The 25,386-nt window shown below is 68.7% G+C and carries 21 protein-coding genes; 12 read left to right on the forward strand and 9 right to left on the reverse strand.

Annotated elements, in window-relative coordinates; genetic code table 11:
* Positions 1–27: 27 nt before the first annotated feature.
* A complete protein-coding gene (locus BDK89_RS12210; protein WP_133869204.1) occupies positions 28–4,743 on the reverse strand; it encodes an NAD-glutamate dehydrogenase in 4,716 nt (1,571 codons plus the stop codon).
* A gap of 116 nt (positions 4,744–4,859) precedes the next feature.
* Between BDK89_RS12210 and BDK89_RS12215 the strand changes: the two genes are divergently transcribed.
* Genes BDK89_RS12215 through BDK89_RS12225 form a run of 3 tightly spaced genes read left to right on the forward strand, consistent with a single transcriptional unit; the run spans position 4,860 to position 7,296 of the window.
* Complete coding sequence (locus BDK89_RS12215; protein ID WP_166657550.1) at positions 4,860–5,471, forward strand: RNA polymerase sigma factor; 612 nt, start codon at positions 4,860–4,862, stop codon at positions 5,469–5,471.
* A complete protein-coding gene (locus tag BDK89_RS21795) occupies positions 5,468–6,556 on the forward strand; it encodes a hypothetical protein (RefSeq protein ID WP_166657551.1) in 1,089 nt (362 codons plus the stop codon). Before BDK89_RS12215 ends, BDK89_RS21795 begins: the two co-directional genes overlap by 4 nt.
* A gap of 29 nt (positions 6,557–6,585) precedes the next feature.
* Positions 6,586–7,296 (forward strand): VIT1/CCC1 transporter family protein, encoded by a 711-nt coding sequence (locus BDK89_RS12225; protein WP_133869206.1) that lies wholly within the window; start codon positions 6,586–6,588, stop codon positions 7,294–7,296.
* On the opposite strand, the gene BDK89_RS12230 is transcribed toward BDK89_RS12225, so the two are convergent.
* The 6 genes from BDK89_RS12230 to cimA form a co-directional block, all read right to left on the reverse strand.
* A complete protein-coding gene (locus BDK89_RS12230) occupies positions 7,283–8,410 on the reverse strand; it encodes a 5-(carboxyamino)imidazole ribonucleotide synthase (RefSeq protein WP_133869207.1) in 1,128 nt (375 codons plus the stop codon). The genes BDK89_RS12225 and BDK89_RS12230 overlap by 14 nt on opposite strands.
* Positions 8,407–8,871 (reverse strand): 5-(carboxyamino)imidazole ribonucleotide mutase, encoded by a 465-nt coding sequence (purE, locus tag BDK89_RS12235; protein WP_133871080.1) that lies wholly within the window; start codon positions 8,869–8,871, stop codon positions 8,407–8,409. Before purE ends, BDK89_RS12230 begins: the two co-directional genes overlap by 4 nt.
* Positions 8,872–8,903: 32 nt before the next feature.
* Positions 8,904–9,296 (reverse strand): pyridoxamine 5'-phosphate oxidase family protein, encoded by a 393-nt coding sequence (locus BDK89_RS12240; protein ID WP_133869208.1) that lies wholly within the window; start codon positions 9,294–9,296, stop codon positions 8,904–8,906.
* Between the two features lie 24 nt (positions 9,297–9,320).
* The gene (bcp, locus tag BDK89_RS12245; RefSeq protein WP_133869209.1) at positions 9,321–9,794 is read right to left on the reverse strand and encodes a thioredoxin-dependent thiol peroxidase; all 474 of its coding nucleotides are present in this window, start codon (positions 9,792–9,794) and stop codon (positions 9,321–9,323) included.
* Positions 9,795–9,818: 24 nt separating this feature from the next.
* A complete protein-coding gene (locus BDK89_RS12250) occupies positions 9,819–10,340 on the reverse strand; it encodes a hypothetical protein (RefSeq protein WP_133869210.1) in 522 nt (173 codons plus the stop codon).
* A gap of 72 nt (positions 10,341–10,412) precedes the next feature.
* Entirely contained in the window at positions 10,413–11,981 is a 1,569-nt protein-coding gene (cimA, locus tag BDK89_RS12255) for a citramalate synthase (protein ID WP_133869211.1), read from the reverse strand.
* A 1,274-nt stretch (positions 11,982–13,255) separates the two neighbouring features.
* Between cimA and BDK89_RS12260 the strand changes: the two genes are divergently transcribed.
* On the forward strand, positions 13,256–13,612 hold the full coding sequence (locus BDK89_RS12260; RefSeq protein WP_133869212.1) for a YciI family protein: 357 nt from the start codon (positions 13,256–13,258) through the stop codon (positions 13,610–13,612).
* The gene (locus BDK89_RS12265) at positions 13,558–14,859 is read left to right on the forward strand and encodes an RNA polymerase sigma factor (RefSeq protein WP_208294059.1); all 1,302 of its coding nucleotides are present in this window, start codon (positions 13,558–13,560) and stop codon (positions 14,857–14,859) included. Before BDK89_RS12260 ends, BDK89_RS12265 begins: the two co-directional genes overlap by 55 nt.
* Here the strand turns inward: BDK89_RS12265 and BDK89_RS12270 are convergent.
* Together BDK89_RS12270 and BDK89_RS12275 are read right to left on the reverse strand one after the other, a co-directional pair.
* Positions 14,856–15,704, reverse strand: coding sequence for an SCO6745 family protein (locus BDK89_RS12270; RefSeq protein WP_133869213.1), 849 nt, complete (start codon positions 15,702–15,704; stop codon positions 14,856–14,858). The genes BDK89_RS12265 and BDK89_RS12270 overlap by 4 nt on opposite strands.
* A 90-nt stretch (positions 15,705–15,794) precedes the next feature.
* Positions 15,795–18,221 (reverse strand): ExeM/NucH family extracellular endonuclease, encoded by a 2,427-nt coding sequence (locus BDK89_RS12275; protein WP_133869214.1) that lies wholly within the window; start codon positions 18,219–18,221, stop codon positions 15,795–15,797.
* A gap of 138 nt (positions 18,222–18,359) precedes the next feature.
* On the opposite strand from BDK89_RS12275, the gene BDK89_RS12280 reads away from it, so the two are divergent.
* From BDK89_RS12280 to BDK89_RS12310, 7 genes are all read left to right on the forward strand, one after another.
* On the forward strand, positions 18,360–19,298 hold the full coding sequence (locus BDK89_RS12280; RefSeq protein WP_133869215.1) for a nucleoside hydrolase: 939 nt from the start codon (positions 18,360–18,362) through the stop codon (positions 19,296–19,298).
* A gap of 54 nt (positions 19,299–19,352) precedes the next feature.
* Complete coding sequence (locus BDK89_RS12285; RefSeq protein ID WP_133869216.1) at positions 19,353–20,072, forward strand: GntR family transcriptional regulator; 720 nt, start codon at positions 19,353–19,355, stop codon at positions 20,070–20,072.
* Between the two features lie 109 nt (positions 20,073–20,181).
* Positions 20,182–21,207 carry an aromatic ring-hydroxylating oxygenase subunit alpha gene (locus BDK89_RS12290; protein ID WP_133869217.1) on the forward strand — a complete coding sequence of 342 codons (1,026 nt, stop codon included), beginning with the start codon at positions 20,182–20,184 and terminating at the stop codon, positions 21,205–21,207.
* A complete protein-coding gene (locus BDK89_RS12295) occupies positions 21,204–22,007 on the forward strand; it encodes a creatininase family protein (RefSeq protein WP_133869218.1) in 804 nt (267 codons plus the stop codon). Before BDK89_RS12290 ends, BDK89_RS12295 begins: the two co-directional genes overlap by 4 nt.
* A gap of 19 nt (positions 22,008–22,026) precedes the next feature.
* Positions 22,027–22,929: a hypothetical protein gene (locus BDK89_RS12300; protein ID WP_166657552.1), complete on the forward strand. Its 903-nt coding sequence runs from the start codon at positions 22,027–22,029 to the stop codon at positions 22,927–22,929.
* Positions 22,914–24,098 carry an ABC transporter ATP-binding protein gene (locus BDK89_RS21800; RefSeq protein WP_166657553.1) on the forward strand — a complete coding sequence of 395 codons (1,185 nt, stop codon included), beginning with the start codon at positions 22,914–22,916 and terminating at the stop codon, positions 24,096–24,098. Before BDK89_RS12300 ends, BDK89_RS21800 begins: the two co-directional genes overlap by 16 nt.
* A 57-nt stretch (positions 24,099–24,155) precedes the next feature.
* A complete protein-coding gene (locus tag BDK89_RS12310; RefSeq protein WP_133869220.1) occupies positions 24,156–25,385 on the forward strand; it encodes an extracellular solute-binding protein in 1,230 nt (409 codons plus the stop codon).
* Position 25,386 lies beyond the last annotated feature (1 nt).

The raw sequence follows: 25,386 nt of genomic DNA on the forward strand, positions 1-25,386 counted from the left end.
CCGCATTCGTCGGTGGTGACCGCCGGGTCAGGCGCCGCGAACGCTGGTCTGGGCCAGGTTCCGGAGCTGACGTAGCACGACCGACTGGTTCGTGATGTCGAAGGTCTCGGCGCGCCGGATCTCGGTGAGCTGCTGGGTCGCACGCTCGACCGAGCGGGCGTTGGCGTCGATCCATCGTTCGACTGCGCCCGGGCCGGCACCGTCGAGTTCGATCACGTTTGCGGTCAGCATCGAGAGCAGCCCGAGCAGATCGTCGCGGAGCGCACTGCGAGCCTGGGTCTGCCAGCGATCGGAGCGCGGCAGCGCGCCGATGCCCTCCCAGACCCAGAGCAGGTCGAGTCGGGCGAACAGATCCCAGTACGTGTCGGCAACGGCGCCGTGGTCGACGTCGAGCCGACGCGCCAGCTCGACGATGTCGAACGCGGTGTGTAACACCCGCCACATGGTCGACCGGACGGCCAACCGCTCGGGGACGCCCTGTTCGCGGCGTTGCTCGGCCAACTCGGCCAGCGCTTCGGCCATCGGCCCGCGCATCCGCTCGTGCAGGTCGTCGGCGAGCGACAGGACCGGACCGCGGAATCGCTCGATCTCGGCCGCGATGTCGAGCGGCGGGCGACGGTGGCGCAGGAACCACATCGAGCACCGCTCGGCGGTGCGACGGCAGTCGAGGTACATCGCCAGCTGGTCGGCGAGCTCCATGTGTTCGAGCTCGTCGATCTCGGCCCACCACGACGGGAAGTCGAGCACTTCCCGGGTGACCAACCAGGCTCGGGCGACGTCGGTGACCGACGCACCGGAATCCTCGGTCATGCGGTGGTCGTACGAGATGCCCGACAGGTTGACCATCTGGTTGACGAGCTGCGTGGTCTTGATCTCACGCCGGAGCCGATGGTCGTGGATGTGGCGGCGGTATCCCTCTCGGAGCGGCGTCGGGAAGTAGTCGAGCAGATCTTCGTCGAGCGCCGGATCGTCGGGCAGGTCGCTTCGCAGGATCTCGGTGATGTTGGCGTTCTTGGTGTACGCGATCATCACGGCGAACTCAGGTGTTCGCAGACCCGACCCGGCCACCTGCCGCTCGGAGATCTGCTTGTCGGTCGGGAGGAACTCGAGCGAACGGTCGAGCCATCCCTCGAGCTCGAGCTGGTCGAGATACCGAGCGTGGACGTTGACCATCGGCAGACCTTGGGTCCGGGCGATGAGGAGCGCGAGCGTCTGCGCCTTGTTGTTCGCGAGCACGAGATCGGCGACCTCGTCGGTCATCGCATGGAGTAGCTCGTTGCGCTGCGTGAGCGTGAGCTCGCCCGCCATGATCGCGTTGCGCAGCAACACCTTGATGTTGACCTCGTGGTCGCTGCAGTCGACGCCGGCCGAGTTGTCGATCGCATCGGTGTAGATCAGACCGCCACCGACGGCGTACTCGACCCGCCCGAGCTGGGTGACCCCGAGGTTGCCGCCCTCGACCAGCATCCGGCACCGCAGCTCGGTCGCGTCGATGCGGACGGCGTCGTTCGAGCGGTCGCCGGCAGCCGCGTGAGCCTCGGTCGAGGCCTTGACGTAGGTGCCGACGCCGCCGTTCCACAGCATGTCGACCGGCGCCCCCAGCACGAGCCGGATCAGCTCGTTCGGGGTGACCCGCCCGACCGTGGTTCCGAGCACCTCCTGCGCCTCGGACGTCAGATCGATCGACTTCAGCGTGCGCGGATAGACCCCGCCACCGGCGGACAGCAGTGCGTCGTCGTAGTCGGCCCACGACGAACGCGGTGTCTCGAACAATCGCAGCCGCTCGTCGAACGAGGCCTGCGGGTCGGGGTCGGGGTCGATGAAGATGTGGCGGTGGTCGAATGCGGCCACGAGCTTCAGGTGCGACGAGCGGAGCATCCCGTTGCCGAACACGTCGCCCGACATGTCACCGATGCCGACGACGGTGAGTTCGTCGGTGTCGGCGTTCTTGCCGAGCACCCTCGCATGTCGCCGGGCGCTCTCCCAGGCGCCACGGGCGGTGATGCCCATCGCCTTGTGGTCGTAGCCGTCGCTCCCGCCGGAGGCGAACGCGTCGCCGAGCCAGAAGCCGTACTCCGAGGCGACCTCGTTGGCGAGGTCGCTGAAGCTCGCCGTGCCCTTGTCGGCTGCGACGACCAGGTACGGATCGTCGCCGTCGTAGCGGCGGACGCCGGCGGGTGGGACGACCTCGCCTTCCACGATGTTGTCGGTGATGTCGAGGAGCGCACTGACGAACAGCCGGTAGCAGGCGACTCCCTCGTCGCGTTGCTCGGCCGGGTTCGACCTCGCGTGCTTGACGACGAAGCCGCCCTTGGCACCCACCGGCACGATGACCGAGTTCTTGACCATCTGGGCCTTCACCAGGCCGAGTACCTCGGTTCGGTAGTCCTCCGGACGATCGCTCCACCGCAGCCCGCCGCGGGCGATCGGCCCGCCCCGCAGGTGGACACCTTCGACACGGGACGAGCAGACGAAGATCTCGTGAGCGGGCCGGGGTTCGGGCAGGTCGGGCACCTTCGACGGATCGAGCTTGATCGCCGTGGTGGGCCGGTCGAGGAAGGCGCTGGTGCGCACGGTGGCCCGGATCAGCGACAGGAACATCCGGCCGATGCGGTCGTCGTCGAGCGACGGCACCCCGTCGAGCAGTTGGAGGATCTCGGCCTCGGCATGGGAGACGTGCGCCAGACGCTCCGCCTCGTCGAGCTCGGGGTCGAACCGCGCCTCGAACAACTCGACCAGCAGCGCTGCCAGCTCGGGGAGCCGGGCGAAGCTCTCCTGGAGGTAGCCCTGGCTGAACGTGAACCCGATCTGGTGCGTGTACTTCGCATACACGCGGAGAATGTCGATCTGCTGGGCCGTCAACCCGCCGAGCAGCACCAGGCGGTTGAAGCCATCCGACTCGACGGTGCCGTTGACGAGGCCCTCGAACGCAGCCCGCACCTCCCGGTGACGCCGCTCGTCGACGACGACGTCGTCGGGGACGCAGACTCCGATGTCGGACGCCCACAGGTGGACCCCGTCGACGCGGAACTCGTACGGGTGCTCGTCGAGCACGGTGAACCCGAGGTTGGCCAGCATCGGCAGCAACTCGGACAGCGGAATCGCCTCGTCGCGGCGGTACACGCGCATCCGCCACTGGTTCGGGGCCGCATCGAGCTGGTGCACGAGCGCCGACAAGACGTGGTGCTCACCGTCGAGCAGCCGACAGAGCCGCTGGAGATCACCCACGGCCGTCCCGGGGTCGACCGCGCTCCGGTACGAGTCGGGCGCCGCGCTCGCGAGACGGGTCATCAGTTCGGTCGCGGCGACCTCGCCGAGTCGATCGACGGCGGCCGTGTGCACCCGGTCGATCCACGCCGTGGTGAGTTCGTCGACCGTGACCGACAGTTCGTCGAGATCGGGGGTCTCGTCACCACGGGTCAGGGTGAACGTGACGCGAGCCAGGCTGCTCGCGCCGAGGAACGCCTCGACGTCGCGGGGCATCGAGCCGTAGGCGTCGCCGACGATCCGGGCGACCTGCTCGGGCAGCCGGGCGTGGTACCGACGCTTCGGCAGGTACACGAGGATCGTCGACGCGGACCCGACCGGTTCGGGTACGTCGAACACACGGACGATCTGTCGTTCCTGCAGTCCGACGACGTCGATGACGAGCTGCGCCAGCTCCGCGCTGTGCAGCTCGAACACCAGGTCGCGCGGCAGGGTCTCGAGCACGTTCCGCATCGATCGACCCGTGTGTGTCTCGGCGCCGAAGTGGGCCAGGCCGAGGACGCCACGTGCGCGATCGCCGACCGTCGGGATCGAGAGCACGCTGTCGCGGTACGCCGACGAGGCGAGCAACCCGACGAACCGGTCGGCGAACTGCGGCCGACCGTCTTCGTCGTCACCGTGGAGCACGGTGACCACGGTCAGGCGTGCGGGTCGGTGCATCTGCGACTCGCGCTCGGATCGGGTGATCGTGACCCGGTCGCCGTCCCAGTCGATCGGTGGATCGCCGGGGTCATCGTAGGTCGAGTCGCCGAGCAGCGAGCCCTCGACCACCGTGACCTCATCGCCGTCGAGTCGGTACTGCGCGGCGCTGAGGAAGACGAAGTTGCCGTCGGCGAGCCAGTCGAGCATCGGGTCGAACCGGCTGAACCCGTGCATGCGGTCGCGCATCGGCTCGAACGCGCAGACGGCGGCGTGGACACCGCTGACCGCTGCCGCGAGGTCGGACTGGAGGCTCGCGATTCGTTGCTCGTCGAGACCGTCGAGTTCGATGTGGGTCCACGCCTCGACCTCGCCCGACCCGTCGGCGTCGTACGACTCGACCCCTGTGAGCTGATCGTCGGCGTCGCGTTCGATCCGCAGCATCGGGTGCACCATGAGATGCGTGGCGATGCCGTGACGCTCGATCACCATACGCACGGTGTCGACCAGGAACGGGGCGTCGTCGCTGACGAGCAGCAAGACCGACCGGTCGGAGAACCAGCCGTCGCGTTCGCGATCGGGCGTGAACACGCGCAGCAGGGTCTGGCCGGCCGGTCGGCGGGACCCGAAGCCGTAGTGGGTCAGCGCCACGGCGTACAGATCGTCGGGTGATCGTCCGTCGAGATCGAAGTCGGGCAGCTCGCGGTAGTACTCGGCGACGAACGTCTGGAGCAGGCGATCGTCGGGGTGCCGCTGCGTCGCCAGCTCGACGACCTCGTCGATCGTCCCGTTCTCGCCCGTACCCGGACCGACCAGCAGCCCCTCGTTGTCACCCATCTGAGCCCCCTCCGCCCGGGTCGCCGACCACGCCGTTGTGACCGGATGTTGGTTCGACCGGAACAGATTCGGACGAATCGCTACGCCGATCGCCTCGTATGACCGATACTAGAACGGTGAAGGACGTGATCGTGCGAGCAGCAGCGGGGGACCCGGACGCCCTCGGTGAGCTGTGGCGCGGTCATCAACACCTCCTGTTGCGCTACTTCCGAGGCAAGGGGATGAACGAGCCCGAAGACCTCGCGTCGACGGTCTGGGTGGAGGTCGCTCGCGGCCTGTCGACGTTCGACGGCGACGCCAACGAGTTCCGGCGCTGGCTCTTCACGATCGCCGCCCGTCGCCGCATCGACGAGATCCGCCGCGACCGTCGCCGTCGGAACCGTGACGAGATCCTCCAGTCCGAGCGTCAGCCCGGTCCTGCCGCCGGCGCCGACGTCGTCGCGGAGCGCGCCGCGTCGCTCGACCGGGCGATCGAGCTGGTGCAGGGCCTACCGCCCGATCAGGCCGAAGCAGTACTCCTCCGCGTCGTTGCCGACCTCACGGTCGCCGACGTCGCCCTGATCATGAATCGCTCGGAAGGCAGCGTGCGCGTTCTCACCCACCGCGGCCTGAAGCGACTCGCCGAGCGAGCCGACTCAGGCGGTCACGGCCCAGCGAACGATGACAGTGATATCAATTCTGTCATACCTGTAACGGACACCGATCCGAAAGCGATGTACGCATCGTGACGGGAAACCATCGATCCGACGCGCTCGTCGACGCGCTCCGCCAGCCGGCCCTCCCCGAGGAGCACGCCGGCGAGGCCGCGGCGATCGCGGCGATGACCGGGGCGATGACGGGCGCCGCCGCGCCACGTGGCCGCCGCTCCCGGAAAGGCGTCGCCATCGTCGCCGTCACCGCTGCCAGTCTCGGGGTCGGAGGCCTGGCGGCCGCCGGCCCCGGTGTCTTCCCGTCGGTCCTCGACTTCGGCAGTTCGGAGCCGTCGACGGCCACCTTCGTGCCGACCGGCGACACGGACATCGACGACCGCGACATCCCGGTCCACTCGGCATTCCTGACCCAGGCCGACGACACGCGCTCGACCGGCACCATGCTCGACGGATCGAGTGTCGGCACCGCCGCCGGCGATTCGTCGGCCGGCGCCGAGGCGACCGACGGAACCGCCGGAGATGCCGATGGTACGTCGAAACCGAACGACTGCGCCGACGCCGCCCACGGGAGCGCGGTGTCCGACGCTGCCCGATCGGACGACCCGGATGCGCCCGACGTGGCCGACGTCGCCCGCGACAACTGCGGCCGGGACGACGATCCCGATTCGAATGCCGACGACGATGCCGGAGCCGACGGCAACAGCAACGCCGGCGGCAATGGCAACGGCAACGCCGGCGGCAACAGCGACAACGAACCCAACCCGAACGCCGGCGCCGGCAACAACAACGCCGGCGGCAACGGCAACGGCAACGCCGGCGGCAACAGCGACAACGAACCCAACCCGAACGCCGGCGCCGGCAACAACAACGCCGGCGGCAACGGCAACGGCAACGCCGGCGGCAACAGCGACAACGAACCCAACCCGAACGCCGGCGCCAGCAACAACAACGCCGGCGGCAACAGCGACAACGCCCCGCCGGCGGAGCCCGCCGGCAACCCCGGCGGCAACAGCGACAACGTCGCACCGGCCGAGCCGAACCCCAACGCCGGGTCCGGCAACAACAACGCCGGTGGCAACAGCGGCGACGCACCGCCCGTCGAACCCGGCGGCAACGCCGGCGGCAACGGCAACGGCAACGGCAACGGCAACGGCAAGCCGTAACCCACGGTCACACGGCTAGCGTCGATGTCGTGTCCGCTCGCCACGAACCACACGCCGGCCACCGCTCCGTCTCGGGCGGGCTCGCGCGCGCCTCGGTGTTCGGCGTCAGCGACGGTCTGGTGTCGAACGTCTCGCTCATCCTGGGCTTCGCCGGATCGGGGGTCGACAACAGTGTGGTCCGCCTCGCCGGACTCGCCGGAGCCGTCGCCGGCGCGATCTCGATGGCCGCCGGTGAGTGGGTGTCGGTCACGTCGCAGAACGACCTGATCCGGCGCGAGCTCGAGGTCGAGCGGCGAGAGCTCGAACACAACGCGGAGGCAGAGACCGACGAGCTCGCGGCGATCTACGAGTCGCACGGCATCGACCCGGAGCGGGCCGCCGCCGCCGCTGCCGACGTGATGAAGAACTCCGACATCGCGCTCGAGGTCCACGCCCGCGAGGAGTTGGGGGTTGCGCCCGACGACCTCCCGTCGGCGATGAAAGCCGCAGCGCTGTCGTTCGTCTGCTTCATCTTCGGGGCGTTCCTGCCGCTCGGGCCGTTCTACGTCTGGACCGGTGGCACAGCGGCGATGGTGGCACTCACGATCGGCGTCATCGCAGCAGCTGCCGTCGGGGGCGTCGTCGCCAAGTTCGCCGAGCGCCCAGTGTGGTTCGGCATCGTGCGACAGGTCGCGATCGTGCTCGTGGCCTGTGGTGTCACGTACGCGATCGGCGAGATCGCCGGCGTCAGCCTGAGCTGAGCGCTCGTCGGGCGTCGAGCGCCCGCACCTCGGCCTCGGCGACCGTCGAGCCCCACGCGGTGAGGTGGCCCATCTTCCGCCCGGGGCGTGCCGCCGACTTGCCGTACAGGTGCAGCGCCGACGTGGCCGTCACGGCGTTGCCCCACTCCGGGGTGTCGGGTTCCCACAGGTCGCCGAGCAGATTCACCATCGCCGCCGCCGGACGGGTCGTGCCGGTGTCGCCGAGCTCGAGCCCACAGACTGCTCGGATCTGTTGCTCGAACTGGCTGGTCTGTGCGACGTCGATCGTCCAGTGGCCGCTGTTGTGCGGACGTGGCGCGATCTCGTTGACGAACAGCTCACCACCGACGACGAAGAACTCGACGGCGAGCACGCCGACGTAGTCGAGCGCGTCGGCGATCGTCATCGCCAGCCCCACGGCGCGGTCGGCGAGCCTCGCCGGCACCCGCGCCGGAACCACCGACAGATCCAGGATTCCGTCGACGTGACGGTTCTCGGCGATCGGGTAGGCCGCGAATCCGCCGTCGGCACGCCGAGCGACGACGGCGCTCACCTCGGTTTCCAGGTCGAGCGCCTGCTCGACCACGCACGGCACCCCTCCGAGGAGTCGCCACGCGGCTCGCATCGCCGACGGGTCGTCGACGAGTCGCTGCCCCTTGCCGTCGTAGCCGAGTCGGGCGGTCTTGATGATCGCCGGGTACTCGACGGCGGGATCGGCGTCGGCGTGGTCGACGACGGCCCAGGGTCCGACCGGCAAGCCGGCATCGGCGAGAAACGTCTTCTCGGCGATTCGATTCTGTGCAACGGCGACGGCGGCGGGCGACGGGGCGACCAGCGTTCGACGCGACAGCGCGTCGAGCGCTGCGGCGGGTGGATTCTCGAACTCGGTCGTCACGACCTCGCACTCGTCGCCGAGCCGTCGGAGCGCGTCGGGGTCGTCGTACTCGGCCACGAGGTGCACGTCGGCGACGCGACCGGCCGGTGCGTTGGGATCGGGTTCGAGGACCATCGTCCGGTATCCCATCAGGCGGGCCGCCACCAGCGCGTAGCGACCCAACTGACCGCCGCCGAGCATGCCGATCGTCGCCGGGGGGACGATGCGTGGCGCGGTCATGCGGGCGGCAGGGTCGACGTCGCCGCCTGGGCGCGTCGCTCGTCGCGGTAGCGCTGCAGCGCCTGCGCCATCGCCGGATCGTCGGCCGCCAGCATCGCCACGGCGAACAGTGCGGCGTTCGTCGCGCCGGCCTCGCCGATCGCGAAGGTCGCGGTCGGGATGCCGGCGGGCATCTGGACGATCGAGAGCAGCGAATCGTGGCCGGACAGGTGCCGCGACGGCGCCGGGACGCCGAGCACGGGCACGAGCGTCTTCGCGCTCAGCATGCCGGGCAGGTGGGCGGCGCCGCCGGCACCGGCGATGATGGCCCGCAGACCGCGCTCGGCTGCCGTTTCGGCGTAGGCGAACATCTCGTCGGGCATACGGTGCGCGGACACGACCTGTGCCTCGTGCGGCACCTCGAACCGTTCGAGTACCTCGACCGCCTTCGACATCGTCGGCCAGTCGCTGGTCGATCCCATGACCACGCCGACGAGCGGCGTGGTGACGTCGCTCACAGGCCGTTCGCCCGTTGGCGATCGGGAGCGACCTTGACGATCACGCGCTCGCTCTCGATCGGGCTGGTGTACTCGGTGCCGGTGTAGCGGGCCGCGAGTGCGTCGATGTGCGAGCGGGCCTCATCGCCGCGGACGATGTCGGCGACGTGGCCCCGCACTTCCGCATAGGCGTAGGCGTTGTCGGCCTTCCAGACCGTGACGGTGACCGGGGAGCCGGCCTCGACGGCGCGGAACTTGGCGCGGTGCACCTCGGTGTTGAAGATGATGTGGTCGTCGTCGGCGTCGACCCACATGACATGGCTCGCGATCTGCCCGTTGGGCAAGGTGACGGCGACGGTGCCGAAGTTCTGACCGATTGCGGCGAGGTCTCGGATGGCGGGGTCGAGCATGCGACGAAGCCTAGGCGGTCGGCGTCAGCCGGCTTCGGCGAGCGCGTCGAGCAGCTTGGTCGGCGTGTCCTTCGGCGAGATCTTCGGCCACGCGGAGGCGATCTTGCCGTCTTCGTCGACGAGGAACGCCGACCGCTGGACGCCCATGTACTCACGTCCGTAGTTCTTCTTGAGCACCCAGACGCCGTACTTCTCGGCGATCTCGTGCTCCGGATCACTCAGCAGCGTGAATCCCAGTTCGTGCTTGGCGTCGAACTTGGCCAGCTTGGCCGGCTGATCAGGGCTGATCCCGATGATCATCGTGTCGCCGACCTGACCGCTGATGTCGCGCAGCCCGCAGGCCTGCGTGGTGCATCCGGGGGTGTCGGCCTTCGGGTAGAAGTAGACCAACACCTTGCGGCCCTTCAGCTTCGAGAGCTGGACCTTGGTCTCGTGCTGATCGAGCAGGGTGAATGCCGGGGCGCGCTTGCCCTCGGCCGGAGTCGTCGGCGTCGTCATGGAGCGAGTATGGCCGATCGGCGCTCAGGCGCCGGTGAGCGATCGCCAGTCGGCCGGATAGGCCGCCGCGGCCGCCGCCGGGGTGAGGCGGAGCGTCGACTCGGGGACCAGATCGGCGATCTTGCGACCCTCGGCGTAGTGGTGGTTCACGTTGCCGACGCCCTCGAACAGCTCGGCACGGCGCGCGAGCAGCTCGGCCGGCGGTTGCTCGTCGTAGAAGCCCCAGATCGTGAATGCGATATCGAGATCGTGGACCACAGGCGCCCGGCTGAACAGCGACGCACGGCGCAGGGCGATCACGACACCACCACGGATCGCGTCGTCGAGCCGTTCGCCGTCGGCGAGGCGCAACTTCGGGGCGAGCTTGTTGGCGATCGTCAGGGCGAAGCCCTGGTCGGGGCCCATTGCACCCATGCGGGAACCGACCGGCTGGAGACCGTCGACCACGCCCGGGCGGTCGGGCGTCCAGGCATCGGGGACCACATCGGGGGACGAGTAGAACTTGTCTTCGCGAGCACCGTTCGGCGCGAACTTGGGGGCTGCCATAGCGATCGCCAGCGTACTCCGGTGCGCATCCACGCGCCGCCTTCCGACGCCGGAGAGCGCTGTGCCCAGCGATCAGCTCGGGGCGTGGAGCAGTCCGTACACGACCGAGTCCTCGAGGGCGCGCCACGACGCCTCGATGATGTTGGCGCTGACGCCGATCGTCGTCCAGTCCCGCTCGCCGTTCGTGGCCGTGAGCAACACGCGGGTCACGGCTCCGGTGGCCTCTCCCCCGTCGAGGATGCGGACCTTGTAGTCGGTCAGGTGGATGTCGGCGAGAGCCGGGTACGCACGCCCGACCGCTCGGCGGAGCGCCGTGTCGATCGCGTTGACCGGACCGTTGCCCTCGGCGGTGAACACGTGGCGCTCGTCGCCGACCCGCACCTTGACGGTCGCTTCGGTGTTGAACACGTCGCCCAGTTCGTCGGTGATGAGACGCATCGACTCGACTTCGAAGAAGTCGTGCTGCCAGCCGGCGGCGCGACGCATCAGCAGTTCGAGCGAGGCGTCGGCCGCCTCGAAGTGATACCCCTCGTGCTCGAGCCGCTTCAGGTCGTCGATGACGCCGTTGATCGCCGGACCGTCGAGCTCGATCCCGAGGTCGTCGGCCTTCATCTGGATGGTGGCCCGGCCCGCCATTTCCGACACCACGAATCGGGTGCCGTTGCCGACCGCCGCAGGGTCGACGTGTTCGTACGCGTCCTTGGCGCGGGCGATGGCCGACACGTGCAGCCCGGCCTTGTGCGCGAACGCCGACGATCCGACGTAGGGCGCCTGCGGGTCGACGGCGCGGTTCAGCGTCTCGGCGACCCGGTGGGACACGACCGTCAGGCGCTCGATGCGCCCCTCGGGCAGGCACGTGTAGTCCTGCTTGAGCTGCAGGTTCGGGATGATCGAGGTCAGATTGGCGTTGCCGGTCCGCTCCCCCAGGCCGTTGAGCGTGCCCTGGACGTGGCGGGCGCCGCCACGGACCGCTGCCATCGAGTTGGCAACGGCGCACCCGGTGTCGTCGTGGCAATGGATGCCGATGACGACGTCGTTGCCGACATGGGCGTGCACCTGTCGCACGATGTCCTCGACCTCGTGGGGCAGCGACCCGCCGTTGGTGTCGCACAGCACGACGTGGGAAGCACCCTTCACCACGGCGGCCTCGAGCGCACGGAACGAGAACTCCGGGTTCGCCTTGAAGCCGTCGAAGAAGTGCTCCATGTCGACCAACACCTGTCGATCGTGGGCGAGGAGGAACTCGACCGAGTCGGCGATCATCGCGCTGCCCTCGTCGAGCGTCGTCTTGAGCGCTTCGGTCACGTGGTCGTCCGAGCTCTTCGCGACGATGCACACCGCCGAGGTGTTGGCGTCGAGGAGGTGCTGCAACGTCTGGTCCTCGTCGACCTTGCCGCGAGGTCGTCGGGTCGAGCCGAAGGCGACGAATGTCGAGGTCGTCAGCGACAGGTCGGTCGCCGCTCGGGCGAAGAACTCGATGTCCTTCGGATTCGCGCCCGGCCAGCCGCCCTCGATGAAGTGCACGCCCAAGTGGTCGAGCTGCTCCGCGATGCGGAGCTTGTCCTCGACGGTGGCGGTGACGCCCTCCACTTGGAGGCCGTCACGGAGGGTCGTGTCGAAGATCTCGACGGGGGTGCTCATGGCTGTGATCTCTCGGTCGGGTTTCGGGCAACAAAAAAGCCGCCCGGAGGGCGGCGGAACGAGCACGTGCGGGGCACGTGCTCTACGGAATGATGATGAACGGAACGTTGGTGGACGTCTGCTGCGGCATCGCCACCATTCAACCCGCTTCCGAGGGCCCCGTCAACGGAGTCCACCGGCGCCGTCCGCACCGACACGTCATCGATCGTTCATCCGAGCACGTGGATGACGGTGGACAACCGTGGGGAAAACACGGTGCCGACCTGTGAACGGACGGTGGACGATCGACGAAATCCTGGGGATTGCAGGAAAGTTCGGGGGATAACCCTGGGGATTCGAAAATACCGCTTGACCAGGGGTTTCGTGTTCGCGAGAGTGATGAACGTACCGGAAAGCGCATGCCAACCGGGAGCGAACGACCGGGTCGCTCAGCACCGCTCCTCGGAGCGATGCGGAGCGGTCACGAGTTCGGTCCACGAGGCGCAGCGGGTCCGGACGGGGCAAGAAGCCACCGTGCTTCGTGGCACGGCCCACCGGGAGACCGGTGAGTCGGGCGGCGAAGTTCCGGGACGGCCTCGAGCAGGACACCCCAACTGTCCGGCTCGAGACCCGACCGGGCGGCGCGAGTGCGACGACGCGGGAAACCGGGTCAGCGTGAACGGCGTCGAGGGGCTCCACGAGCCGGGCAACCGGCAACCGGGAGCGCCACTCCGGCAACGGAGCTCGCTTTGGCGGGTCACCGGGTCGGGGGTCTCCGGCAACGGAGGCCGGTTCGCCGGCCGTCGTGGTCGGGGCGGCACCGGCATCGGGCAACCGATGTGGCGCCGCAGAGGCAACGGACCGCTTCGGCGGAGACCGGGTCTCGACTCCGGTGACGGAGGTCGGTTCGCCGACCGCCGTGGTCGGGGCGACAGGTCAGCCGGGTTCGCTCGGACGGCCCGTCGAACGGCAGCGGCCGAGGTTCGCCTCGGCGACGGCCGAAAAAGGGCATCGCCCGCCGAGTCCCTCTCGAGGGAACACGACGGGCGATGTGTTAGGTCGTGACGCAGGCTACGCCCGTCGATCGACCGAGTGGTGGATGCCCCACCTGTTTGGGAGGCCCCGGGAGGGTGCGCCAGGCTTCGGCCCGGCAGCACCGCCCGGGGCCTTTCAGCGTCCGGGTTACGATCGCCGAGCGATTTCTTCGCGGAATCTCGTCGAGGGTGTCGAATCGACCGGGGCGGTGTCGTCTCCTCATCGATCGCACGACGGCGATCCGAACCCAGGAGGACACCATGAAGTACATGCTGCTGATCTACGGAGACCCCGAGATCGAGATGACCGAGGCGGAGACCGAGTCGATGATGTCCGACTATTTCGCGTTCACCCAGCGCATCGTCGACAGCGGCGAGATGATCTCGGGCGAGCCGCTCCAGGGCCCCGAGACGGCGACCTGCGTCGCCGTTCGCGACGGGGCGAGCGTCGTCACCGACGGCACCTTCGCAGAAACCAAGGAGGTGCTCGGCGGCTACTACCTCGTCGACGTCGCCGACCGGCATCGCGCGGAGGAACTCGCCGCCCAGATCCCGAGCGCGAAGTGGGGTCACATCGAGGTCCGGCCGCTGATGGAGCTGCCGGAGGATCAGGCCTGACCGATCCCTCGACCATCCGCTTCGAGGATGCGGTCCGAGCCCACTCGGGCCGCATCCTCGCCGCGCTCGTCGGGCGTTTCCGCGATCTGACCCTCGCCGAGGAGAGTCTGCAGGACGCGTGGCTCGCCGCCGCCGAGCACTGGCCGGTCGACGGATGGCCCGACCGCCCCGACTCGTGGGTGTACTCGGTTGCCGCCCGACGTGCGCTCGACACGATCAAGGCGAACCGGCGCCGATCCGACCGGGAACGCGTCGCCCACGACGAGGCCGACCGACGCGACCTCGACGACATCGATCGACGCCTCGAACGCTGGGACAGCGGCATCGACGACGACCGACTGCGTCTGATCTTCACCTGCTGTCATCCCTGCCTCGACGTCGAGGCGCAGATCGCGCTCACGCTGAGGAGCGTCGCGTGGCTCACGACCGACGAGATCGCCTCGGCGTTCGGTGTGCCGACGACGACGATGGGGCAACGCATCGTCCGAGCGAAGCAACGCATCGCCCGCGCCGACGTGCCCTACCGAGTTCCCTCCGGCGCCGAGCTCCCCGAGCGGGTCGACGCCGTTCTGCGGGTCGTCTATCTCGTGTTCAACGAGTCGTATCTCTCGGCACGCCCCGGGCAACCCCTCCGTGTCGACCTGGCCGCCGAAGCGATCCGGCTCGGCCGCGAGCTGGCCGAGTTGATGCCCGACGAGCCGGAGGCGATCGGGCTGCTCGCCCTGATGCTGGTACTCCACGGCCGCTCCCCCGCTCGCTTCGACGGCGCCGGCGACCTCGTGTTGCTCGCCGACCAGCGGCGCGACCGCTGGGACCACGACTCGATCGCCGAGGGGTCGGCACTCCTCGAAGCGGCGATGCGACGCCGGTCGGTCGGCCCGTATCAACTCCAGGCGGCGATCAACGCACTCCACAGTCAGGCCCCGACGTTCGACGAGACCGATTGGACACAGATCGCAGCGCTCTACGGCGTGCTCGCCACCGTCGATCCGGGCCCGGTCGTCGCGATGAATCGTGCGGTCGCCATCGGTTACGCCTCGGGCCCGGGGGCCGGCCTCAAGGCGCTCGACGAAATCGACCCCAGGCGCCTTCCCGGAGAACACCGCTTCCACGTCGCACGCGGCGAGTTCCTCGTGCGACTCGGTCGTTGCGACGAGGCCGCAGGCGAGTTCGACCGTGCGCTCGCGCTCGCGACGACCGAACCCGAGCGACGGCATCTCGAACGCCGACGCGCTGCCCTGCGCTAGCGCAGACGGGCAGGGACGAGCAGCCCGGCGTCGACGACAGCGCGGCTCAACGGACGACCGAGTTGGCGCAGCTCGGCACAACGCTCCTCGCCCAACGCCTCGTAGGGCGCCAGCGCGAGACGGTCGGTTCGATCCTCGATCGACTGCCGCACCGCTCGCCCCTCGTCGGTGAACTCGCCGGCCGAGTCGACGAGCCCACGGTCGGCGAGGCCGACGATCGTCGACGACCATTCGTCGTCGGACCATGCACGCGAGCTCTGCAGCACGGAACCGGGCACGTCACCGGTTGCGCCGTGCATCACCAGCGCTTCACACCCGGTGAGGCCCTCGATCGTGAGGGCGGCGATGTGGCCGTCCCCGCGGAATTCACGCAGCATCGTCTGCGCGGTCCAGAGGATCAGGTGCGGGTCGTCGGGCCACTCGAGGCCGGCGTGCCCGGCGAACAGCGGTCGGCCTTCCGGACGTTCGCACGCGACGAGCGCCGCCTGCCGGGCCAGCGTCGCGGCTCGCTCGATCTGCTCCCCGGCGATCAGATCACCCAGCGCACGTCGGAGCGCTGCATCGACGGCGTCGAGCCGGGCTGCGAGCAGGCTCACCGCCGACGCTTCGGTCCAGGCGTGCGGGATGGCTCGCCGGACGACGTCGGGATGGAAGTTGTAGAAGGTCGCGATCACCACGTCGGCCAACACCTCCCCCATCGCCGCCGCCCGGGAGGCGAAGTAGCCGGCCCGATCGTTCGTGATGCCGACAGCCGCATATCGTTCGGCGGCCTCCGGCACGAAGTAGATCATCCCGTGCAGCGGTTCGAGCGTCCGCCACGTCTTGCGAGCAATGAGGGGGTCCATCCCGCCGGACCCTACGACGGGCGCCACGGCTCGCCCCGTATCGGAGCCCCACGCCGGCCGGCGTGGGGCTCCGTCGGGTTCGAGTCGTCGTCAGCGCAGCGAGACGACGACCGGGTCGTGATCAGACGACGCGTGTGCGCTGTCGTCGATCGGATCGTTGTAGTACAGGAATCCGGTCGGCGCGATCGAGTTGATCTGCCAGACCTCGGTGTCGGTCACCTTCTTGGCGATCTTCGACGATGCGAAGACGTAGTCGAGTCGGCCGTAGCGACCGTCGAACTTGTAGGTGAAGGCGTCGTCACCCTGACTCTGGACCAGATCGACGTAGCCGGCATCGACGAGGATCTCGATCGGCGCTTCTTCCTCGTACGAGTTGAAGTCGCCGATCAGGAACGTCTTGCGATTGGCGAAGACCGGGTTGCCCTTCGTCTCGACCCACTCCACGAGTCGCTCGGCGGCGTACTGACGGGTCAGGTCGCAGTTGCCGGCGAGCGTGGAGCCGTCGTCGTCACCGAGGCCGAAGCCGGGGCCCGAGGTGTCGTCGCACGTCGAACCCTTCGACTTGAAGTGGTTGACGACGACCGTCACCCGGTTGCCGTCGAGGTCGAACGCCTGGGCGATCGGCCAGCGGCTGTTCTCGGCGTCACCGCCGAGCAAGGCGTCGATGTCGAACGTCGTGGCGGGGAGCACCGTCTTGGTCCGGGCGCCCTGGTAGATGATGCCGTTGGCGATCGCGTCGGTGCCGAGGCCACCACCGCCGAGGCCCTCGGAGGTCAGGATGTCCTCGCCCGGCTGGACATACGACCACTTGTCGTAGCCGGCGGCCGCGTTCAGCGAGTCGACGAGGGTGACGATCGAGGGCTCGGTCGACGGGTCACCGTCGTAGAAGTCCTCGTAGTCGTTCTCGATCTCGATGAGGCCGACGATCGTGGCATCGAGGGAGTTGATCGCGTCGACGAGCTTCGCCGTCTGCTGGTCGAACTGGGCCTGGTTGCGTGCACCGCGGAGCACCTCGCTGTCGCCGAACGTGTTGAAGTAGTTGAGCACGTTGAACGACGCGATGTCGTTGCCGTTCGACAGGCTCGGCGCCGACGGAACGGGAACCGTGTCGTCGGTCTCCGGGAAGAAGATGCGAGCGTTCGGATCGCCGACCTCGTTGTCGAGGGGCTCCACCTTGTACTCACTGAACGAGTAGTTCAGCGCACCGACGAGTCGGCCGGCGGGCATCGTGTCGCCGGCCGAGAGGCCGTCGTCGAACAGCTCCCAGGGGTACGGCGTGAAGTCGTCGAACTGCTCGTTCCGGTCGTTGACCAGCAGCTCCTTGGTGCGGTTCTCGGCCTCGAGGGCGGCGGCCGCCGGATCGTCTGTCGCGAATGCCGAGGTGGCCTGCGTCAGCGGACCATCGAGCGCCAGCCCGAGTTCGCCGTAGGCGTAGGCACTGAACAACCCGGTGACCTGGAGATCCTGGGTGGTGGTGACGAGCATCGACTCGAGGGCTTCACGACCCGTTCGATCGAGCGGCAGGGTCAGCGGCGTCGGGTCGATCGTGACCGGATCGACGTCGCAGACCACGGTCTCGGGGAACGAGAACTGGGTGAGACCGAAGTAGGCGGTGACCTGGTCCGTCAACTCGACGGTGTCACCCTCGACGGGAAGCGTGCCGCTCGACTGGAAGACGAAGAGCCCCTCCGACGAGGTCGGATCGCCATCGCTGTCGGCCGGCTCTTCCTGGACGAAGTAGCCGTTCAGATCGGAGTCGGCGAGCGTGACGACCGCACGGATCGTGTGGGTCTGGCCGTCGAGCGGCGAGTCGTACCGGGCCTCCGGATCGGCGCCGGAACCCTGGATCTCGCTGATCAGCGTCAGGTCGGCGTCCGGCGTGTCGCACACCGGATCGGGATCCGGGTCCGGATCCGGATCGCCATCGATCTCCGGCAGACCGAGGTCGCTGACGTCGTTCGAGCCGAACGCCTCGTACTGGGCCGACGCATCGAACGCGTCCGCCGGATCGGTGTCGCGGGCGAAGTCGGTACGACGCAGGGTCACATTGGCGCCGTAGTTCGCTTGTTCTCCAACCTGGCCGAAGCTGTCGACGACGGTGCCGGCACCGTCGACGATCGTGATGGCGTCGTCACCGTTGAAGTTGATGGCGCTTGACTCGTCGTCGATGCCACCGCCGAGCACGAGGCCATCGTCGAAGCTCGGATTTGCGACGACGAACACGTCTCCATCGGCGAGGTCGACCGACGGGAAGTCGTATGTCGACGAAGGCCCCTCGCCCAGTGATCGCCCATTCGAGTACAACCGGAACTGGTACCCGGACAACGAGACCGGAGCGCCGGTGCCGTTGTAGATCTCGATCGCCTTGTTGAAACTCGACCCTTCGACGTACTCGCTGATCACGAGTCCATCCGTCGCCGGGTCGGCCGCCTGGGTGGGTCCTGCCGTCGCGACGATCGTGCCGCTGATGGCCAGGAGTGACGCGACGGCCAGCCGTCGCTTGTGCTTGTGGAACATGTGCTCACCCTAGGCACACCGGATGAAGCGATCCGATCGGCCGGGTGAACGGCGGGTTTCCGGGAGTCGACGTTCAGCACACCGGTTCGGCCTCGACAGACTGAACGGGCGACGGGGCCCCGCAGTACCGTGTGCCGGATGCCCCGCCGCCCGTTCTACGTCGACACCGACACCGCGTCCGACGATGCCGTCGCGCTCGTGATCGCCCTCCGCCATCCCGACATCGACGTCGTCGGCATCGGCGTCGTGGCGGGCAACGTGCCGCTCGACATGGCGGCGCAGAACGCGCTCTACACCCGTGAGCTGGTCGGGCGGCTCGACGTGCCCGTCCACGTCGGCGAGGCAGCGCCGCTCACGATCGAACTCGAAACGGCACAGAACGTCCACGGCGGCGACGGCATGGGCGACATCGGACTCGACCTGAGCGGCCGATCCGCCGACGGTGATGACGCCGTCGGTGCCCTCCTCGACGCATCGCACCGGTACGCCGGCGAACTGACGCTCGTCACCCTCGGCCCACTCACCAACGTCGCCCGGGCCCTCGAACGAGACCCGTCGCTCGCCGAGCGGATCCCGCGGACGGTGGTCATGGGCGCCGTCGCCGATCACATCGGCAACGTGACACCGGCCGCCGAGTTCAACATGTGGGCCGACCCACACGCCGTCCAGGCGGTGCTCGACTCGGGCCTGGCGCTCGAGTTCGTCGGGTGGGACATCTCGCGCAAACACGCGGTCGTGCCACCCGCACTCGCGGACGACCTGCGTTCGATCGGCACACCGGTCGCCGACTTCTGCATCGGCATCCAGCGCGTCGTCGAAGAGTTCTGCGCCACCCAGACCAAGCTGCCGGGCTTCGATCTGCCCGACCCGATCACGATGGCCTACGCCATCGATCCGTCGATCGCGACCGAGACCCGCCGCCTGCACCTCGAGGTCGAGACCGAGAGCGAACTCACGCGTGGAATGGTCGTGATGGACGTGCTCGGATTCATGGGCCGCGAACCCAACGCGCTCGTCGTCACCGAGGCCGACAACGACGCGTTCATCGCGATGCTGCGCACAGCCGTCGCCGACTGACGGCCGGTTCGGCGAAGCCCGATCACCTGCGCCGGTGCCGCTAGGGTCCCGGCCGTGACGCGACCCGACAGCCCGATCCACGGCATCCGGTCGATCTGGCGGAAGGCGGCCGAGACCGGCGCCACGTTGCCGTCGGTCGACGCCCTGGCCGAAGAGCTCGGTCTGAGCCGGATCGCCATTCGAGAGGCGCTCATCCAGATGGAGGCCGACGGACTCGTGCGTCGGCATCACGGATCGGGCACGTTCGCGAATCCGGCTGCGTTGGAGATGCCGGTCCGCCTCGACGAGCAGATGGACTTCGTCGACCGCCTCGAGGCGGTGGGATTCGAGGCCAGCGTCGAGGTGATCGAGGCGTTCGTCGCTCCGATCGGCGAGCTCGACGGTCGGACCCGTCTCGACGTCGACGCTCCGACTCGTGCACTCCGCACCACGAAGCGGTGGTGGGCCGACGGCGTCGTCGCCGTCGTGGCCACCGACACCGTGCCGCTCGGACGCGGCTGCGACGAAGCCGCGGTCCTCGGCGCCGTCGACGAACCGGTCATCGAACTCGCCGCGACGTACGGTGCGTGCCGAGCCGACTGGATGTGCACCTGGCCGTCGGCGGTCGAGTTGACGGCGGAGACGGCAGCGCTGCTCGAGTACGAGGTCGGGAGGGCGTCGCTCCGGACCGAGCAGCTCGGCATCGGGCGGCTGGGGACGACGGCGTTCTATGCCGTCGAGTACCACCGGCCCGATCTCGTCGACTACGGCATGATCCGCACGATCTATTCCTGACCACTCCGCCGGATCACATCGCGAACAGCACGGCGACCCACACCACGGGTTCCACATCGGCTGATCGTGCCGAAACACTGCGGAAACAGAGTCATCTTACGTTTCGAGTGTGCCCCTCGCCGTTCGATCGAACCCCGACCTCGTCCTCGACGACCCCTCGTTCCGACACTACTGGTTTCCGCTCGCCCGTGCCGACGCGTTGGCCGACGGACCCGTCGCCCGCACCCTGCTCGGCGTCGAATTGGTGCTGTGGTCGTCGGCCCCGGGCATCGTCTCTGCCGCTCCCGACCGATGCCCGCACCGCGACGCCCGACTGTCGACCGGGTGGATCGAGACGTGCGGCCTCGTGTGCCCGTATCACGGCTGGGCGTTCGGTGAGGACGGCACGCCGAGCCGGATCCCCCAGCTCCCCGACGGCTCGTCGTATCCGCCCAAGGCGACGCTCGACACCGTCCGGGCGGCGGAGCGCTACGGCTGGGTCTGGGTGTGCCTCGACGAACCACTTCACGCCATCCCGGAGATCCCCGAGTTCGATCTCGACGGCTGGCGGACGGTCCACGAACCCGAGTCGGCGTGGGCGTGCACGGCATTGCACCTCATCGACAACAACATCGACCCCGCGCACATCGCCTACGTGCACCGAGAGAGCTTCGGCACGCCGGAACGCCCCGAGGTACCGCTGCCGAGCGTGACCCGCTCCCCCGACGGACTCCTGCTCGGCTACGACATCGAGGTCGAGGGCCGACACGGCGAACCAGGCACGACGCTCCGCAGCACCCGCAACCGTCTGGCCAACCCGTTCCTCATGCTGAACCGGATCACCTACCCGGACGGTGTCGTGCACCTGATGGTCAAGGCGTGCACGCCCGAGACCGCCGAGACCACCCGGCAGCTCCAGTTCGTCCTGCGCTCCGACATCGAAGCCGATCGACCCGCCGACGACATCCGGGCGTTCGACGCCCAGGTGTGGGACGAGGACAAGGCCGTGCTCGAACACTGCTGGACCGACTACCGCCTCGACCTCACCGAGAACGTCCACCTGAAGACGGACCGGCCCTCGATCGAGTATCGGCGCTGGGTGCGCCGAATCGTCGAGGCCGGACATCCGGTCGCACCGGGAGACGAGGCGTCATGACCTCACGTCGCCTCTCCGAGCTGTCGTCGCCCGAGGCCGAACGCCGCATCGGGGCCGACTCGATCTTGCTCTGCCCCGTCGGCGCCATCGAGCAACACGGTCCGCACCTCCCGCTCGGTACCGACCTGATCGTCGTCGACGCCTTCGCCGACGCCGTCGTCGACGACGTCGGTGACGAGCTCGACGTCTGGCTCCTGCCGTCGATCCCGGTCTCCAAGTCGAACGAGCACGCCTGGTCGGCCGGCACCTTGTGGGTCGGGCCGGAAACTGCCCTTGCGATGATGCGAGACATCGGTCGCTCGCTCGGCACACTGCCCGCCCGCAAGCTCGTCTTCCTCAACGGGCACGGCGGCAACAGCGGCCTGCTCGACGTCGCATGCCGCGAGCTGCGTCTCGAGTTCGGCCTGGAGACCTTCCTCGCCCACGCTGCCCTGCCGCCCGACCACGGCGGCGACGGTGCGCCCGAGGAAGCCGGCCAGGGCATCCACGGCGGCGTCGGCGAGACATCGTTGATGCTCCACATCCGTCCTGATCTGGTCGACCTGTCGCTCGCCGAACCAGCGGTTCCGACCTGGTTGACGGCATACCCCAACCTTCGTTTCGGGGGCACGACGTCGTTCGGCTGGCTGTCGAACGACTTCGCCAGCGGCGGCGTCATCGGTGACCCGACACTCGCCGACGCCGACCGGGGCAAGGCGGCGTTCGAGGACGGCGTTCAGCACCTCGCGACGGTGCTCCGTGAGATCGCAGCGTTCCGATTCCCGGAGGCGATGCCGGAACCGAGGAACTCGCAATCATGAGCGCGACGAGGAGCCGATCGTGTACGTGAGCCAGCTGCCGTTCCTGCGTGATCACTGGTACCCGGTGGCCGTCGACGGCGTACTCGGCCGCGACCTGCCGATCCGCCTGTTCGGCGCCCCGTTCCGAGTCACGTTCGACGGCACCGGTGAACCGTTTGTCACCGCGCCAGCACCGACGTGGCGGACACCGCGACCGCTGCCGGTGCGACGGCGCTACGGCCTGGTGTGGACCACGGTGGGCGAACCCGTGCTCGACGACCCGCCGACGTGGCCGGAGGCCGAGCTCCCCGGCTGGCGGACCTTCGTGGAGTTCTTCGAGACCTGGTCGTGTTCGGCCCCTCGTATCATCGACAACAACCTCGACAACTCGCATGTCGCCTACGTGCACCGCACGACGTTCGGCGACCCGGACGACGCCCATCTGGCACGACCCGCCGTGTCGCACACCGACGACCCGTACTTCCGCGCCGTGCTCAGCTCCGAACAGAAGGGCCTCGGCGTCCAACTCGGCGTGACCGGTGACGAGGCGATCCGCTTCGGCCGGACGAGCACCACCGAACTCGTGGCACCGCTGACGACGCACGTTCGTATGCGTTTCGACGGCGACGTGCCCGACTATGCGTTCTTCGGCGTCGCCACGCCGATCGACGACCACACGTCGATCTACGTCCGCCTGTCGGCCCTCGCCGGTTCGGAACAGGAGCAGCCGTGGGATCGATTTCACGCATTCGGCACCCGCGTCAAGGAAGAGGACCGCATCGTGCTCGAGACGACGGTGCCCGACTTCCCGATCGACGTCACCAGCGAAGTCCACCTGCGATGCGACTCCGCGACCCTCGCCTATCGCCGCACGCTCGCATCGCTGTACGCACAGCACGAATCGTCCCCGCCTCTCCAGGAGAAGACATGGCCATCGACGTGAACGACCCCGCCGTCGCTCCCACCGCCACAACGGACCCGACCAGCCGGCCGGCCGTCGCCGCGGCGGCCGAGCCCGGAGCTGCCCGCCTCCGCATCGAGGGGCTGACCAAGACCTATGTCGAGAAGGACGGTCCCGTGCTGACCGGGATCGACCTGGCCGTCGCCGAAGGCGAGCTCGTGTCGCTCCTCGGGCCGAGCGGCTGCGGCAAGAGCACGCTGCTGCGTATCGTCGCCGGGTTCATCGACCCGTCCGGCGGCAGCGTGGCGATCGACGGGCGCGACGTGACGACCGTGCCGACCCACCGACGCAACGTCGGCATCGTCCACCAGAGTCATGCACTCTGGCCCCACCTCACCGTCGCCGAGAACGTCGCCTTCGGGCTCGAGATGCGGCGGGTCAAGCGTGACGAACGGGCCCGGCGGGCGTCCGAGATGCTCGAACTGGTCGGCCTCGGCGGGTACGAACGACGCGTGCCCGGCGAGCTCTCGGGCGGCCAGCAGCAACGGGTGTCGCTCGCTCGCGCCCTCGTGATCGAACCGGACGTCTTGCTGCTCGACGAGCCGCTGTCGAGTCTCGACGCCAACCTGCGCGTCTACCTCCGCGACGAGATCCGTCGCATCCAGCGCGATCTCGGCGTCACGACGATCTTCGTCACCCACGACCGAGAAGAGGCGATGGCCGTGTCCGACCGCATCGTCGTCCTCGACGGCGGCCGGATCGCACAGACCGGGTCGGCCGTCGACCTCTACCGGACGCCGGTGTCACACTTCGTGATGTCGTTCACCGGCGCCACGGTCGAGTTCTCCGGAACCGTCGCCGACGACCGAGGACGACGCGTCGTGCACTCCGACCTCGGTCTCCCGTGCCCGGCCCCCTCGGGACTCGCCGTCGGCGATGACGTCACGCTGTGCATCCGCCCCGACGACTTCGTGCTGGGCGGCAGCGCCGGCGACGAGGCCGCTGTCGTCCGCGGACGACTGGTCGACGCTGCGTTCCTCGGCACCAGCGCCGAGATCCGTGTCGCCATCGACGCCGCCGACGGCCCGACCGACGTGCTGGTGCGGCTGCCCGCTCGACAACACGAGCGCCTCCCCGACGTCGGAGCACCGATCGAACTGACCGTCGAACGCGACCACGTCCACGTGTTCGCCACGCCGACGGCCGCCTGACCTACCTACCAACACCCACCACTGCCGTCCCGCCGGCAGGACCCCAGGAGCGTGAACATGACCCCCAACCCGTCCCGACGACGACGTCCCTCCCCACTCGTCGCCGCCCCACTCGTGCTCGCCCTCGTCGCCGCCGCCTGCGGTGGCGACGACGACGAGCCGGCCGCCGAGCCGGCAGCAGAATCCGACACCGAGACGACCGAGCCGGAGACCGAGACGACCGAGCCGGAGACCGAGACCACCGACGCGACCGAGACCACCGACGCCGCCGACACCACCGAGGCACCGAGCGGTGACGCATCCGGGTTCGCCTCCATGGAGGAGATCGCGGCGACGTGCCCCGCCGACATCGCACCGGACAAGCTCGTCCTCTCCACCTGGGCCAGCCAGGAGGAGCTGATCGGGCCGTCGTTCGACTCGTTCACCGAGGCGACGGGCGTCGAGATCGAGTTCCTCGCCAACGACCTCGGCGACCGCCTCACCAAGATGGCCGCCGAATCGGGCTCCCCGACCATCGACGTGGCGATCGTCCCGATCAACGAGGCCGCGCCGCTCTTCGAGAACGGTGTCACCGAGGCCGCCGACGAGACCATCCTCAACTACGAACAGCTGCTCGACGTCGCCAAGATGGAAGCCGGCTACGGCGGTTCGATCATCCAGTTCGGCATCGCCTACAACCCCGAGTTCGTCACCGAGGTGCCGACCTCGTGGGCCGACCTGCTGAGTGACGACTTCGCCGACCACATCGCGTTCCCAACCATGCCCAACTCGGGCGGCTATGCGACGCTGGCGATGCTGAATCGGATGGAGGGCGGCACCGATGACGACCTCACCGCCGCCGTCGAGTTGATCGGCGAGAACAGCGACAAGATCGCCACGTTCTACCCGAACTCGCCCGCCGTCGAGCCGCAGGTCGCGGCCGGCGAGGTCTGGATCTACCCCGACATCGGTGGCGCCGCGCTCGCCTCGATGGACCGCGGCAACCCGATCGAGTTCACGATCCCCGAGGAGGGTGGCCCCGTCGGCATGAACACGCTCGTGGTCCCGGCAGGCAGCGATCACCTGCCGTGCACGTTGGCCTTCATCTCCCACTTCATCGGTCAGGAAGTGCAGGAGGCGTGGGCCGAGAAGCTGTACTACGGCTCGGTCAGCTCGAACTTCGTGGTGCCCGAGGGACTGACGGTCTACCCGAACGACCCGAGCACGATCGTCGAGGTCGACTGGGCGACGATGTCGGCCAACGGCCCCGACACGATCGACCTCTGGAACCGCGTGGTGGTCGGCTGAC

The sequence above is a fragment of the Ilumatobacter fluminis genome, assembly GCF_004364865.1.
GTDB lineage: Bacteria > Actinomycetota > Acidimicrobiia > Acidimicrobiales > Ilumatobacteraceae > Ilumatobacter > Ilumatobacter fluminis.